We start from the raw sequence: 13,781 nt of genomic DNA, 5'->3' as shown, positions 1-13,781 counted from the left end.
TGATAAAGGTGTAACTGCCGAACAATGGGTGAGAAGAGCAATTGAACAATGCTTGGATTGCGTTGCTGTTACCAACCACAATACAGGTATTTCGATAGATGATATAAAAAAAGCTGCCGAGGGAACACGTTTAACTGTATTTCCAGGTGTTGAAATTACTTGCGATACCTCAAAAATACACCTTTTAATTATTTTTAATGTTGACAAAACATCGGCTGATATAAGAGATTTTTTGGTTCGTGCTGATATTCGTGTAGAAGATTTTGGGGAACAAGAAGCAGCTACAACAAAAAGCATTTTTGATATCGCGGAATTAGCTAAAACGGACGGAGCTATTGTTATACCTGCACATATAGACGAATACAATGGCCTTGCCTCTATAAGTGTCGGCAACTTAAAGAAGTTTTATACTGAATGTGATATAAACGCTGTTCAGGTTATTCACAAGGAATTTCTAAATGCGTCACTTCAAACGACAGGAAATATCCAATTGAAAGAACTGTTGAATGATTATTACAACAATCCTAATCCATCAATAGATGATTCGACTATTAAGGAATGGTTTACACCAGTTAAATTTGCGATAGAAAATAATTTAGCATTACTTACATTTTCTGACAATCCTCATGATTACAAAGATTCAAAGCATGGTCTTTGGGGAATAGGTACTCACTATACCTGGATTAAAATGGACGAAACGCCGTCACTAGAAGGTTTGAGGCAAGCGTTTCTATTGCCTGATTATCGTGTAAAAAATGAATTTAATTGCTCGACAACTCCATATAAAAAACCAGAACTTTGGCTAAAATCAATCTCTATTTCAAATACAACAATTACTGACACGTCAACACCATTAAAGATTGATTTCAGCCCACAATTAAATACATTAATAGGTGGTAGAGGAAGTGGAAAGTCTAGTATATTAAGATTTATTCGTGGTGTTTTCAATCATACTGCCGATCTTCAAGAGTTGAATGAAATTTTAAATGACCATAGTGATTTTTACAAAAGAGAATCAGGTAGACCCAAGAAGGGTGTTTTAACTGAAACGTCAGTAATCGAAGTTGAATTTGTTAGAAATGATGTTTTGCATAGGATAGTTGCTTCCGAAATCACTAATTCATCAAAGCAAAAAATCAATATTGAAAAGCTGAATAACGCAGGGGTTTGGGAGCATGTAACTGATGAAGGCTATATTGACTTTTTTGAGTATGAGCATTATTCTCAAAAGCAGATATATGAAATTGCACAAGAGCCAAATGCTTTAAGAGAGAGAATTGACAAAGCAATTGAAGGTCTTGAAAAGGTAAAAGCAGACAGGGCGCACATAAGAAGTTTATTTTTAGAGAAATCTGCTTCAATAAGAACGGTAGATGTATTATTGGCGGGTAAAGGTAAAATAGAAACAAGAATTAAAGACCTAGATGCCAACATCAAGAAACTACAAAAAAGTGGAATTGCCGACTTACTAACAGCAAAAGAAAAATATTTAAATGAAAATAATCTTATAAATGGTTTTCATTCACAAATCGAAGAAAGAGAAAATCTACTTAAGGAATTCGCTGAAAGTATTGAAATTGATGATATTGATTTATCAGCCTTTGATCCAACACATAAGGAAGCATTGGAGCAATCTATAAAAACCGTAAAAGATGGGTTAGTAAAAATAAAAACAGTCTTACAAAAGTTAAATGAAGACGCCGGACAGCTTAAAACGAACTTTAAGGCTTCAGTTAGTAGCTCTAAATGGAAAGCAGACTTAAATAAGAACATAAAAGACTTTAATCAAAAGAAAGAAGAACTTGAAAAAGAAGGAATAGATGAAATTTCAAGTTATGAGAGATTTTCTCAGGAAAAAATTGATCTTGAAGACAAGCTGGATGAGATAAATAGTAAGGCGGAAATCAGAGAGGAAGATAAAAGAGAGCGAGACGATCTTCAAAATGAATATCTACGTTTTAGTAAAGATATTACAAATAAAAGGCGGGAATTCTTTCAAGGTATTGCAATGGGAGATAAAGTCAAGGTAAATATTAAGCCCTTTCGAAATAAAACAGATTTTGAATACCAAATAAGAAAAATCATACAAAGAGATAGTTTGTTTGAATCAGATATTGATGCTCTTATCAAAATTTGTTTTGATGGTAATGTTGAACGAAAAATCAAGGAAGTTAGGAGTGTTATCCATAAAATCAGAGCTAATGAAGATACGAGTTCAATTGTTACAGGCTATTTTGTGAAGCTTGTCAAATCTTTAAATGATGCACAAATAGATGAGTTGGATTTAATGTTACCAGAGGACGAAATTGAAGTTCAGTACAAACCAACTCCAAATGCTTCATTTAAATCACTTTCGTCAGCATCAGCAGGACAGAAAACAACAGCAATATTAACATTTATTTTATCATATGGAAGACTTCCGTTAATTCTTGACCAACCTGAAGATGATTTAGACAACAGATTGGTATATGAATTAATTGTTGACAGATTGAAACAAGCGAAAGAGAAAAGACAGTTAATTGTTGTAACTCACAATGCAAATGTTCCTGTAAATGGGGATGCTGAATATATTATTTCAATGGATACTGAAAGTAAGCAATTAAAAATATTGCATACAGGGACAGTTGAACAAGTATCAATTAAAAAAGAAATATGCGATGTGATGGAAGGGGGAAAATATGCTTTTGAAATGAGGTCTAAACGATATAATCTGACAAGATAAATAATATTCAGCGGTAAGGAGTATCTCTCCTCATAGCGGACATCCTAGGGAACATTGCATCATGTGATTATCAGCGGGATAGAGAGTGAGATACTGGCGGCCCTCTGTCCGGCACGAACCGTCAAAAACTTCGCTGATATACCATCACCGCATACGTAACCACTAGGGGACATTCTATATTGAAACTACCAAATACAAAGTTTTACCGTTTACACAATAGCCCCACCAGTGCAATGTACAGCACGAAAAAAAGAGGCGGGTTGCTCACTTCTGTAGAATCTCGTACCTTATCGTTATCTGGTATCCGACATGCTGATGAACAGCTGTCAAGCATCCTTTGTCCAGGTTACGAGATTCGAGTGAGAGGCCCTAAGTGTCCCGCACGAGGTCATAGCCTCAACGTTCGTATGAACAGGCACTCCCTCCGAATCCCAGTCTTTTCAGCTGTTTGTCAGCTGTTGTTTAGCTGATCATAGGCAAACATCTCTTTTTTCTTCATTAAAGTCCAGGCTATTACCAGCATCTTTGCTGCCAGTTTCACCCGTACGACCATATAGATCCCTTTTTCACGTTCTCTGCCCTGTAGTTTGCTTGCAAACTATGTGCGACTCCGGGACGTTGTTTAATAAGAGAAGAAGTATTTGTATACTCTTTTATTACTCATAGCCCATATTCTGTCAGCCTAATTTCTGAGGAGCGGAAATGCCGAGAGGAGCGAGACTTGATTCGCTGGGAACATCGCATCATTTGATTATCCGAGGGATAGCGCGTGGTGCAATTTTTTTCCGATGATGAAGACCAGAAAGAGTTTAGGCGTCGTACTGGTAATCTTTCGATGGGCTGAAGTCGGTTCACTTTAGTCTCACGTGTTCAGAGCTTTCCGGCGGAATTGAGTGCTGCATAGATGGTTTTGAGTGGCAGCAAGAGAGAGTGTGGTGCATCCAGCAGAGGCATAGCTCCGAAGCTGGCGTACCATTTTGCAACCCGATCATTTTTGGCGTCAATGAGGAGCGCGACTCCTCCAACCTGTAAAGATGCAAGAATGCAGCGTCGGCCTGCAGCAAGCAGCAACTGCCCGCCTAACCCCATACCCTGAACAGATCGATCAACAGCTAAACGACCAAGTCTGAATACCGGAATATCATGCCGGGCCAATCCCCGTTTGACAACCATCGGGGTGTTCCTGTAAGCAACAGAAGCCGGGCTCAGGCTGTAGAATCCAAGAATCTTCTTTTCGGCAGAGTCATCCACAGCCAGAAAAGTTTTGGCTCCACCTTTGTCGTGACTGTTTCTGGCATGGCGAAGCAGGAACTCATTGAGCGCATCGTCACCGCAATCAAAAGCTGCCCGATCATGCTGTTTTGAGATCGGTTCTTCGTGCCAGGCAGGGAGAGTCATGATCGTTTGGGCAGGGCGAATGCCGCCGCTATGAGCTTTGCATTTGGAGCTGGAGGATCTTCAAGCAGATTCAGAACGATCATGCTGTCACGCGCTGTAAGCTCTATTCGTTCGTTCTCGTCGATTACTTTTTGTGCGGCAGAAACAACGGTTCGTGTGATAAACTCGGTTAAATCCTTTCCCTCAAGTGCCGCAGCACGCATCAGAAGAGATTTGTCTGCTGCTGCTATGCGCAATGAGAGCCGCTCATTACTATTTACCGGAATCCGGGGCATATCAGTTTTATTTTGTGTGTATTGAATGCGTACATAAAGATAGTGCTTTGTTTGATGGGCACCTCTATTTATTTATTCCGAAACCCGATTACTGCGTTGGGTGGTGCTCGAAATCCTCATGTACTACGTGGAGGGGACGTTCATGATTTTCTGTATTTACCTTCCGATTCTTACCATGCACTGATATACGACAACAGCGTGCGTAGTGTGAAGGATGAGGAAAATAACCGCAGGAGCGATATAAAAGGACGATAGCGCAAGTTCGCCGGGACATAGGCTTTCTCACCGAGCAATCCAATCCCGATCAGTCAAAAAACCGGTTGTGTAAGCAGTCGCAACGAAACTGATCATACTGGTCAGAGACTCTTAGGAAAAATAATCAGCGCTCCGTATGACAGGCAGTAAAGCGCTACTCCCGCCAGACACAATGCCAGCCCCTGCTTTTGCGTTTTAGTAGATGTGCCGATGGCGAAAAACGCAGGCATCGCATCTTCCATCCCCTCCTGTATTTTCAACGCGATGATTTGAAAACGATCGCCCGGTCGTAGAGCATCTCCCACCAGGCTGGGCCGATACCGGTGCGAGGATCAAGGTAGGCCCTGAAGCCAAATTTCATCTCCTGTTCCAGTGGGATTATCTCGGCGCGTTCCGAGAAAACACCGTTGTTGCGGACGACAAAGGGGACTTGCAGATAACCATGATTCTGATTGGCGGGTTCAAAGCGGCCAATTTTCCAAACATAGAAAAGATGGGCCAGGTGGGCAAATGCGGTCCCATTCAGATATTCCGCGGCCAATCCGGAATAACTTTTATGGGATGAACTCTTCCCGACCACTCCAGCCTCGGTGGAACAGTCGTAGACACCGAAGTTCGAATAGGTCGAGGTCCCGCAACTTGCATGATTTAGTCCGTAGACAATAGCAAAATCCCCTGCATCGCCACAGTTGGCAAGCAGGAAAGGGTCGGTCTCCAAGTATGAGGTATCACGGCTTTCACCGAGCAGATCAATCCCGCGTTGTAGCGCATCAAAGCTGTCAAACAGCCACACCTTAGTTTCTATATCGCGGGCGATTTTGTCGAAGTGGCGCTTCAGAATTTGGCTCCGAAGTTCGATCAGTGCATTGGAGTACTGAAATTCGAGGTTTTTACCGGAGCCACGTGGAATGAGATTTTCAGCTCCGACAAAGGCCTTCGGCTCCCATTGTTTTATCGGGGTCAAGCGAAATACCCGGCCGTATTTTCCGTTCTCGTTTTTAAGGTAATCATCTCCCTCGCTCTCGTTAACAAAATTACCGACTCGGTTAAGATAAAAAAATTCGTCATCCTGAATTTTGAGACCCATCCTGACCAAATCCAGGGGAATACGGTCAAAGTTGATGCTTTTTTCCAACGTCGCCGGATCATTGAAAGGATTTGCTTTGCTTATGCTCTTGATCAGGTCCTTTACCACTAATCGACAACTCGCTTCATTGGCCCCGGTGATGATAATGACTGGTGAACCGGGGGCAGGCGATGACAGCTTGATCCGCATGTTATTAATGGTGTCGCCAAGGCTGACAAAGAGAATGCAACGCTTGCATTTTTCCTTGTAGAAGCGATTGTATAAGAAACTGCGGTAACTGTAGTAATCCACTTTCGGAGGGGTCTGGCCAATGAAGACGATAACCTCGTCCTGGCGCAGCCGGTAACTCGTCCAGAGACCAAAGGTTTTTGGATCATTGTCATCAGCTGCGCTAATGGTATTGATCGCCCCCTGTTCCTTAGGCGCTGGAAGTGCGTAAACCATGTAGTTATGACCCGCATTGTTTCCGTTGCAGTCGGGAATGGCTCCTTGGTTATAGGCTTGAATGGGGTCACCCTTCACAAATCCACCTTCCTGAGTGATGAACTGTTCGCTTGAAATGGCGAGAAATTCAGCGATGAACGCATCTCTTGCCTGGAGACCACCTTGTTCCCATGGTTGCATGGTTGTTGCGGGATTAAGCATGACACTGCCTCCTTAGTTAAATTGGATTGATCTCTTACACTTACGGCGGCTATGGCTGGTATATATCCTTTCATCGGAGCTTCCTTATGCATTATGCTGCTAAGGATCAGCGGCTGACGTTCACGCGAGCTCGCTCGCGGGGAGGCTGTCCGTTGTAGACGCTGGATAGCCTGACGCGTGAGCGCCGGAATGTATGGCAAGTGACCGGTTTATGTGATTCCATGGCCTATCTTGCTTTGTTATGATTTTACTGAAATTTTAGCGAAATATTTTCTAGGCACAAAATAAATACTGCTATAAATAACATACAAACACTTCGATAAGCATCTGCTTTCAGTACAGGATGTCCCCAAGTAATTCAAGTGGAGGCGGGGACGATCATGATTTTCTGTATTTACCTTCCGATTCTTACCATGAAGTGAGAGTGGAGAACGTTGTGGGTAGACTCCCATTATCACACAGAGGATAGTAATAGTCAGCGTTCGACAGATCAGGATTTGCAGAATTCAGATGATCGTTATAGCGCTTTTGCTGAATTAGCCAAATTGATTAAATTATACATATTGATATAAAAATATGGTGAATTGGAGAAGCGAACACCACATTACAGCCTCGCCACGGTTAAAGCTGTTGTTGCCGACAAAAGCACCCGACCGTTTACTGTAACTGCATTGCGTGGGGGCTTGTCTATGGGATTGACCGAGGTGCAAAATGATGTGAGGTTATGATGACATGTCCTGTGTGCGGCCATTCAGAGATGGTTGATAAAGTTCTTGATGAAACACTTGCTTATGGAGGGCAATCGTTAACCTTGCACGCAATGCGGGGAGCGTTCTGTTCGCGTTGTGGTGAAGGAGTTTGGGACGAAGAGAGCTATCGACGGTACACGGAGGCGCAGGAGGGATTGATCCGTACCGTGAAGGGTGATGTCGGGGCAGACATTCGCCGCATTCGTAAAAAACTCAATCTTTCACAGGCAGAGCTTGCATCTCTCTTTGGTGTCGGGAAAATGGCCTTTTCCAGATATGAGAGGGGTGAAAGCCGCCCGCCTGTACCACTGGTAAAGCTTTTGAAACTCATTGACCGCCATCCGAATTTACTTTCGGAAATGTGACCGGTTTGCGGCGGCAAAAGTGGGCGGTCTGGATGGTGAATGGGGTTATCGTGAATTGAAGACGACCAGGCCTAAGGAGAGGGTCAGTTAGAACTTTCTCAAAAGCATTCGGGGGTGATTGCTTTCGCTTAAATCGGCTTATCCTTTAAGTACACTCTCGCCGATAATGCTCATGAGCGGGGTTCCTGCAAGGTGATCTGAAAAGGGGATTCCTTCATTTCCGAGTGTATTGATAACCTCCAGAGCAACTCCAATTGAGGCTTTTTCAGAGGCGCAGAGAAATGCTCCCGGAGCGTTGTAGTCTCCTGTTGCAAAGTAGTTTGTACAGCCGCACCAGTTCATACAGTACTGGTTCAATTCGCATGCAGGGCAGATCCCGTTGGCGATTTGTGAGGCATCATGACTGCATTTCACCTGAGTCAGGTTACTGTTGTTGATATTGCCAAGGCAATGGGTCACTCCGTTATCACTGCCGATAAGACGTTCACAGGGGTAGACATTGCCTGATGGAGCAAACGCAAACTCCCCCTTGCCCATTCTGCATTTCTCAAGAGGTTGATAGCCGCCTCTCATGATAACCGTAACCTTGCTGTCGATCATACTGATATAACAGGGTGTTTCCTGCTTGTAGTAGTCGATATATTTTTCTCCGACAGCGCGGTAGAGTTCCGGAAGCATTTCGGCGTGCTCCCTTGTCCATCGTGCAGAAATATCAGGGTTGAGATAGATGACTCTGACTCCGAGTGCGTAAAAGTAATCGATCACCTCCGGCAGGTTTTGCAGGGTGTTTGGCGTGTAGACGGCATTAACGGGTAAAAAAGGAAAAGAGCGAAGCGCGTGGCGAATGTTCTTTTCAACCACGGTTGAGCTTCCTCTGCCATCCCTGAACACTCTTGAAGAGTCCTGGATATGAGGAGGGCCATCACAGCTTATACCAAAAGGGAGTTGCAGGCGAACAAGTTCATCGGCTATGGCGTCCGAGAAAATCGTGCCATTGCTGACAATAAAAAAATTGACCTTGTCCGGATTATAGCCACGGTGACTCCGGATCCGACTTGATATTGTTTTAATCAGGTCAAACTCCAGCATGGGTTCACCGCCAAAAAAACCAATCTCGATTGTTTCATCTTCCGGCGTATGACGAAACATGAATTCAATGATCCTGTCGGCAGTTGCCGGACTCATCACCTCTCTGTTGCTCGATATGTAACAGTAACTGCATCCAAGGTTGCATTGTTGCGTAACCGCTATCGTGTATTTCATTTGGATCGCAGGATGAGTGGAAAAAAAGCAATGGCAGTGTTGCCAGGCACTGCCACTGCTCTGAGTAAAACAGCACTACCTTGTGGGTGCCATTATTTGATTGCGTGAGCATCAACAAGTCCATCAAAGGAGATCGATGGCCCTGTCGTCAGTTTGGTGCTCAACTCCTCCAGGAGTGGCGTTGTGAATTTTTTCCACTGTGCATCATTAAGTACATAGAGATCACCTTTGTAGTGCAGGTGGGGGTTTTCAAGCCGCCCGGCCAGTTTTTGATTTTATCGATCGTGATTTTTGCACCGACAGGTTTCAATACTCCGGCAAGATCTCTTGTATGCTCCTCTAAAACTGCATTGGATATCTTTTCAAGAGCCGGGATTTTATTTTTTGCGATGAACTCTCCGATCAATTTTTCTTTTGGCAGCCAAAAATCTGCCCGTATTCCGCTAAGCCACTGTTTAAAAATGAGTTGCATATTTTCCTCCTTTTGCATTGCTGATGATGAAAATTGCTGATTACCACTTTGAGTGTGCTTCCCCTGTCTGTTGAGATGGCTGATGCTCATCCTGAATAAACCGGGAGGTATGGAGTCATCTATTCCGTTCTTTTTGTCGTGAGCACCTCCTCTCTCTCTTTCTTTGAGGTCTAACTGCGTTGGCTGATGAAGTAGTTGAAAACTTCAAAAGTTACCATATTATACGCTGAATAACAATTATTAATACACCGGATGGCCTCGTAAAGCATGAGGAAACGGAAGGTCTGGATGGTGATCGGGGCTACCTCGAATAGAAGGCGATCAGGCCGAAGGAGAGGAAGAGGACGGTGGCGAGGAGGATGGTGACGTCGCTGATTTTGCGCATGAAGGCCTCTCTCTTCTCATTGTACAAACTTGCGATGACGATCACGGCCGCGTTGTTTGCGAGCAGGAAATAGGTTGATCCCGGAAGAAATTTCGTGAAGGTAAAGGTGAAGAGGATGGCTCCGGAGATCACGCTTGTGATGATGAGGAACTGTTTGGTATGCAGAAAGGAGAAGGTGTTGGCTATGGTTTTGATGCCGCTTGAGAGATCGCCCCGGCGGTCGCGCATATCCCACATAACTTCAATAAAGAATGCGCAGATAAAGAGATATCCCCAGCAAATCCAGGCTTTCGGTGTAATCGGCTGACCCTCAAAAAAGAGGGGGAGAAAGATGATTGCGGTTGCCCAGTCGAGGGGAGGGGTAAGATTTTTGACAACATAGATATCCTTCAGCCGTCGTGCTCCTTTCAGGCGACGGGAGAGAGTGGCGGGGAAGCATTTGTGGTTATAGAGAAATCCGATGAGGATGATGAGTGCCGTTGTCCAGAGTGCCGCAGAACCGAATTGCAGGGAGATAACGAGAGCAACAACGGGAAGCATCCAGGATGTTATGTAGGTGATAAACGCCTCGTTTTTCTGCGCATTTTTCAGCCCTTCCGGATCATTTGCAGCATCTTCGACGTCATCGGTGAGCCGGTTGTCCTGATAGATTGAAAAGGTGAGGATAAAGACAGTCAGCACAGCCCATCCATTAACCGGGATATTGAAATAGACCGACCAGCTTGCGGCCCCGAGCGAGGAGAGCACCGAGAGATGCAGTTTGTTTCTGAAGAAATAGTTTGGCATGTTTTCAGCCCCCTTCCCATTATCCGATCTTCGGGTATGTTTATCAGCAGGACACTTTTTATCTCAAAGTCTTTTCCGGTTTATTCCGTTCCTTTCCTTTCAACAGTTGCAGATCCGTTACTTCCCGGGGCAGCAGCCTCGGTCGATAAACTGGCTGTAAAAAGCCATCACGCTTCCCGCAGCATATTCGCTCATGATCTTTTCCTCCATCTTTCGCCCGAAGGCCGCTTCAAGGGTGGGGGTTGAGAGTATCCTGAAGATCTCATCCATCTTTTCCGGCGGGTAGGGCATGTTGTTGTCAAGCCACCAGGTGATGAGCGAGAGCAGCGAACTGACCAGATGATGGGTTATTACCTCAACAGGTACCGGTGGCGTAACTCTCTCTTTCATCATTTCCGTATGCGGGCCGATCAGGAGAGTATAGAGGTAGCGGTGAAGGTATTTCATGATCATCTCACCGCTCTGCTTGCCCGCAATGGCCTTGTAGAGTCTGTGATGCTCTCCGGTGTGCCGGAAGAGCTCCAGCACGATATTGAGTTCAGGATTCCTGCCGGTTTGCCTTGCGGCAAGAAGGGCCTGCTGCTGCTCTTCAAAGAGGGTGCGCAGGTGCTCGAAGCTGGAGAGGAGCAGCTCATCCTTGTCCTGATAGTGTGCATAGAAGGTTGAACGGCCTACATCCGCCCTGTCAAGTATATCCTGCACGGTGATTGCCTCATACCCTTTTTCCACAATCAGGGCCATAAGCGCCTCATGCATCAGCCTCCGCGTGCGGCTTACCCGCCGGTCTCTCTTTTTTTCTTTCATAAATCCTCTTTTTTGCCGGACGAAACCGGCTCTTCTGTCCGGAATCGAACAATTGTCGAAACATTGGTTGTTGACGCGCTCCGGAAATATAGTTACTTTTTTATCGAACACAGTGTATGATATAAAATATAATGTTCGATAAAAGTTAAAGAAAAGGAGTGTAACCATGGAACAGAAAAGTATCAGGGATGCGATTAAAGAGCGCTATGGCGCAACCGTCAAGAGGGGGAGCTTGTTCGGATGCTGTAAACCGTCGGGCGTAATGGAGCCGGAGTTTATCGAGTCGGCAAGCAGGGTTGCGGGGTATTCTGATCTGGAGCTGCAGAGCATACCGGATGGGGCCAATCTCGGCCTCGGCTGCGGTAATCCTGTGGCGCTTGCCGTGATGAAGGAGGGTGATGTGGTGCTTGATCTCGGTTCGGGTGCCGGAGTGGATGCTTTTCTTGCCTCGAACAAGGTCGGTGAGCGTGGCCGCGTTATCGGAGTGGATATGACCCCGGAGATGATTGAACGTGCCAGAGTGAATGCCCGGAACAACGGCTACCGAAATGTTGAGTTCCGTCAGGGAGAGATCGAGAACCTGCCTATTGAGAGCTCAAGCGTTGATGTCATTATATCAAACTGCGTCATCAACCTCTCAACCGACAAACCGAAGGTTTTTCAGGAGGCATTCCGCGTTCTGAAACCGGGCGGGAGCCTTGTGGTTTCGGACATGGCCCTGCTTGAAGCTCTGCCGGATTACCTCGGCAGTTCGGTTGAGGCTTACATCCGCTGTATTGCCGGAGCCATTCGCAAGGATGACTATCTCGATGCCATAAAGCGTGCCGGATTTGAGGAGGTAACGGTAGTCGGAGAGAGTCACTTTCCTGCGGAGCTGATTGCCGATCAGCCGATGCTGAAGGAGGTCGTCGCAACCATGCAGATACCGATGAGCGAGATTCAGCGGATTGGCAGCACGGTCGTCAGCCTCAAGGTGGCAGCGAAAAAACCTTGACCTGCATTCCTTCAAAATATCATATTTCGGCTTTTAACTCTCTGAACACCGATAGCCTTCGTTTGCTTTGCCTTTGTGACGGAATCATTTCAATATCGCATTGTCGCAACATTGCTTTTTGGTTGGTGATATTTAGTGGTAAAGTGTGTATTTTAATGATATTGACGTGTTCTTTATCAAAGTATTTCTGCTCGTAAACGGATGATGGGTATCGTTGTTCTTTACAACGATTTTTCATAAACCAACAATCAAATGGAGGAAACATCCATGGCTACTACTTTTGTTGACATTTCCACCTATCTGGTATTTGCCTATGGCGGTCCAGGCGGCAATGCAGGTGCAGAAGCAACCATCAGTCTTGGAATTCCCAACGCTTTTGCATTTTTGCGTTTTTATCCTGATGCTGCTTCATTGTCGGCCAACAGCAAAACCACTCATGTCAGCGGCAAGCCCATGTACTACGTAAACTATAAGTATTCGCAGTTGGCGAATATTCTGGACCTGCTCCGGAACGAAAAGCCGGTCAAGTTCTTTTTCAGAGACGATAACTTTGCAGCATACATAACAATTTCGGATGAACCTGTCGGTGAAGGTGAAGGTTAAGGTGTGTAGAACCTGATGGTTGAGCTATGCCTCTCGTGAGGGAGGCATACTTCTTTACGCATTTTTCAATGTTCGACATTGTTTATGCTTTTCATGAGCAAGTTTGACTGATCACATGATTGAGGCCCCAGCACCTTCGGAAAGCATTATCTACTCTCAGGCCACTCCGGATGATCTTCCGATGGTGCAGGCACTGCTCAGGGAAAACGGCCTTCCTTCTGAGGATGCGGGAGAGCACCTTGAGCATTTTATTCTGGCAAAAGAGGGAGACGTTCTGGTTGCGACGGCGGGGGTTGAGTTGCTCGGGAGTGCTGGATTGCTTCGTTCGGTGTGTGTTGCGCGAAACTGCCGGAACAGGGGGGTCGCCGGGGAACTGTGCCGACGCATGGAAGCCTCTGCATTCAGTGCAGGAGTGAGGCATCTCTACCTTCTCACCACATCGGCAGAGGAGTATTTCAAGCGCCGGGGGTACCGGGTTTGTTCACGAGAGAGTCTGCCTGCAGGAGTAAAGGGGACAGCCGAGTTCCGCTCGCTCTGCCCTGCCTCAGCGCTCTCTATGGTGCGCGATCTGGATGGAGATGAACAATCGACGATTCTCACCTACCAGTCATAACCGAAAAAGCGGAGGATTCTCTGAGCCTGTCTGTCACCGAGGCGGGCGGCCTGCTGTGCGTCGGCGATAGCGGCCCTTTTATCGCCGAGCTTGCGCTTGGCTGCGCCGCGGCTCCCGAAGAATTTGGCAACTTCCGGAGCAAGCTCTATGGCCCTGTTGTAGTCCTCAATGGCGCCGGTATAGTCTTTCAGGTGATATTTTGCCTTACCGCTCAGGTAGTACTCTTCTGCGGTCAGGGGCCCGGCGGCGGGCTCTGCTGCGGTGAGCAGAAGCGTGAGCAGAAGGATGGCGGTGCTGAATTGAACACTTCCTGACATGATCAATTGGTGTCTCTGAATCTCCCCAAAAAGTCGAGGCCTGCTTTT

13 protein-coding genes and 1 pseudogene are annotated in these 13,781 nt (G+C 45.8%); 5 read left to right on the top strand and 9 right to left on the bottom strand.

Annotated elements, in window-relative coordinates; all coding sequences use genetic code 11:
• On the top strand, positions 1-2,722 hold a 2,722-nt coding region (locus tag CFERDRAFT_RS10120; RefSeq protein ID WP_156778064.1), incomplete at its 5' end, for a TrlF family AAA-like ATPase.
• 451 nt (positions 2,723-3,173) lie between these two features.
• Here CFERDRAFT_RS10120 and CFERDRAFT_RS12730 read toward each other — a convergent pair.
• The 4 genes and pseudogenes from CFERDRAFT_RS12730 to CFERDRAFT_RS10105 all read right to left on the bottom strand — a co-directional run.
• A pseudogene (locus tag CFERDRAFT_RS12730) lies at positions 3,174-3,320 on the bottom strand (IS110 family transposase); the annotation flags it as partial.
• 272 nt (positions 3,321-3,592) lie between these two features.
• Entirely contained in the window at positions 3,593-4,120 is a 528-nt protein-coding gene (locus tag CFERDRAFT_RS10115; RefSeq protein ID WP_006367142.1) for a GNAT family N-acetyltransferase, read from the bottom strand.
• Positions 4,117-4,395, bottom strand: a complete 279-nt coding sequence (locus CFERDRAFT_RS10110) for a type II toxin-antitoxin system TacA family antitoxin (RefSeq protein WP_006367141.1) — start codon at positions 4,393-4,395, stop codon at positions 4,117-4,119. The genes CFERDRAFT_RS10115 and CFERDRAFT_RS10110 overlap by 4 nt, the downstream gene beginning before the upstream one ends.
• Before the next feature lie 511 nt (positions 4,396-4,906).
• Positions 4,907-6,382 carry a hypothetical protein gene (locus CFERDRAFT_RS10105; RefSeq protein ID WP_006367140.1) on the bottom strand — a complete coding sequence of 492 codons (1,476 nt, stop codon included), beginning with the start codon at positions 6,380-6,382 and terminating at the stop codon, positions 4,907-4,909.
• Positions 6,383-7,109: 727 nt separating this feature from the next.
• On the opposite strand from CFERDRAFT_RS10105, the gene CFERDRAFT_RS10100 reads away from it, so the two are divergent.
• A complete protein-coding gene (locus CFERDRAFT_RS10100) occupies positions 7,110-7,496 on the top strand; it encodes a type II TA system antitoxin MqsA family protein (RefSeq protein ID WP_040433714.1) in 387 nt (128 codons plus the stop codon).
• 138 nt (positions 7,497-7,634) lie between these two features.
• Here the strand turns inward: CFERDRAFT_RS10100 and CFERDRAFT_RS10095 are convergent, their stop codons facing one another.
• The 4 genes from CFERDRAFT_RS10095 to CFERDRAFT_RS10080 form a co-directional block, all read right to left on the bottom strand.
• Entirely contained in the window at positions 7,635-8,759 is a 1,125-nt protein-coding gene (locus CFERDRAFT_RS10095) for a radical SAM/SPASM domain-containing protein (RefSeq protein WP_006367139.1), read from the bottom strand.
• A gap of 160 nt (positions 8,760-8,919) precedes the next feature.
• Positions 8,920-9,321 (bottom strand): hypothetical protein, encoded by a 402-nt coding sequence (locus CFERDRAFT_RS10090; protein WP_006367145.1) that lies wholly within the window; start codon positions 9,319-9,321, stop codon positions 8,920-8,922.
• A gap of 211 nt (positions 9,322-9,532) precedes the next feature.
• Positions 9,533-10,402, bottom strand: coding sequence for a UbiA family prenyltransferase (locus CFERDRAFT_RS10085; RefSeq protein WP_006367138.1), 870 nt, complete (start codon positions 10,400-10,402; stop codon positions 9,533-9,535).
• Positions 10,403-10,519: 117 nt separating this feature from the next.
• A complete protein-coding gene (locus tag CFERDRAFT_RS10080) occupies positions 10,520-11,206 on the bottom strand; it encodes a TetR/AcrR family transcriptional regulator (RefSeq protein ID WP_006367137.1) in 687 nt (228 codons plus the stop codon).
• 166 nt (positions 11,207-11,372) lie between these two features.
• Here CFERDRAFT_RS10080 and arsM point away from each other — a divergent pair, with 166 nt between their 5' ends.
• The 3 genes from arsM (at position 11,373) to arsN2 (ending at position 13,416) form a co-directional block, all read left to right on the top strand.
• Positions 11,373-12,200, top strand: coding sequence for an arsenite methyltransferase (arsM, locus tag CFERDRAFT_RS10075; RefSeq protein WP_006367136.1), 828 nt, complete (start codon positions 11,373-11,375; stop codon positions 12,198-12,200).
• A 267-nt stretch (positions 12,201-12,467) separates the two neighbouring features.
• A complete protein-coding gene (locus tag CFERDRAFT_RS10065) occupies positions 12,468-12,803 on the top strand; it encodes a hypothetical protein (protein WP_006367135.1) in 336 nt (111 codons plus the stop codon).
• Between the two features lie 115 nt (positions 12,804-12,918).
• A complete protein-coding gene (arsN2, locus tag CFERDRAFT_RS10060; RefSeq protein ID WP_006367133.1) occupies positions 12,919-13,416 on the top strand; it encodes an arsenic resistance N-acetyltransferase ArsN2 in 498 nt (165 codons plus the stop codon).
• On the opposite strand, the gene CFERDRAFT_RS10055 is transcribed toward arsN2, so the two are convergent.
• Positions 13,404-13,733 (bottom strand): tetratricopeptide repeat protein, encoded by a 330-nt coding sequence (locus CFERDRAFT_RS10055; protein WP_006367134.1) that lies wholly within the window; start codon positions 13,731-13,733, stop codon positions 13,404-13,406. The two genes, arsN2 and CFERDRAFT_RS10055, sit on opposite strands and share 13 nt — an antisense overlap.
• Positions 13,734-13,781 lie beyond the last annotated feature (48 nt).

The organism is Chlorobium ferrooxidans DSM 13031 (genome assembly GCF_000168715.1).
GTDB lineage: Bacteria > Bacteroidota > Chlorobiia > Chlorobiales > Chlorobiaceae > Chlorobium > Chlorobium ferrooxidans.
The sequence above is the reverse complement of the archived record's forward strand: the minus strand, read 5'-3'. Positions and strand labels throughout refer to the sequence as shown.

What these genes read in the sequence shown, in the direction of transcription:
- CFERDRAFT_RS10115 (WP_006367142.1), bottom strand. Translation starts at nt 4,120, where the DNA reads ATGACTCTCCCTGCCTGGCACGAAGAACCGATCTCAAAACAGCATGAT.
- CFERDRAFT_RS10110 (WP_006367141.1), bottom strand. Translation starts at nt 4,395, where the DNA reads ATGCCCCGGATTCCGGTAAATAGTAATGAGCGGCTCTCATTGCGCATA.
- CFERDRAFT_RS10105 (WP_006367140.1), bottom strand. Translation starts at nt 6,382, where the DNA reads ATGCTTAATCCCGCAACAACCATGCAACCATGGGAACAAGGTGGTCTC.
- CFERDRAFT_RS10100 (WP_040433714.1), top strand. Translation starts at nt 7,110, where the DNA reads ATGACATGTCCTGTGTGCGGCCATTCAGAGATGGTTGATAAAGTTCTT.
- CFERDRAFT_RS10095 (WP_006367139.1), bottom strand. Translation starts at nt 8,759, where the DNA reads ATGAAATACACGATAGCGGTTACGCAACAATGCAACCTTGGATGCAGT.
- CFERDRAFT_RS10090 (WP_006367145.1), bottom strand. Translation starts at nt 9,321, where the DNA reads ATGAGCATCAGCCATCTCAACAGACAGGGGAAGCACACTCAAAGTGGT.
- CFERDRAFT_RS10085 (WP_006367138.1), bottom strand. Translation starts at nt 10,402, where the DNA reads ATGCCAAACTATTTCTTCAGAAACAAACTGCATCTCTCGGTGCTCTCC.
- CFERDRAFT_RS10080 (WP_006367137.1), bottom strand. Translation starts at nt 11,206, where the DNA reads ATGAAAGAAAAAAAGAGAGACCGGCGGGTAAGCCGCACGCGGAGGCTG.
- arsM (WP_006367136.1), top strand. Translation starts at nt 11,373, where the DNA reads ATGGAACAGAAAAGTATCAGGGATGCGATTAAAGAGCGCTATGGCGCA.
- CFERDRAFT_RS10065 (WP_006367135.1), top strand. Translation starts at nt 12,468, where the DNA reads ATGGCTACTACTTTTGTTGACATTTCCACCTATCTGGTATTTGCCTAT.
- arsN2 (WP_006367133.1), top strand. Translation starts at nt 12,919, where the DNA reads ATGATTGAGGCCCCAGCACCTTCGGAAAGCATTATCTACTCTCAGGCC.
- CFERDRAFT_RS10055 (WP_006367134.1), bottom strand. Translation starts at nt 13,733, where the DNA reads ATGTCAGGAAGTGTTCAATTCAGCACCGCCATCCTTCTGCTCACGCTT.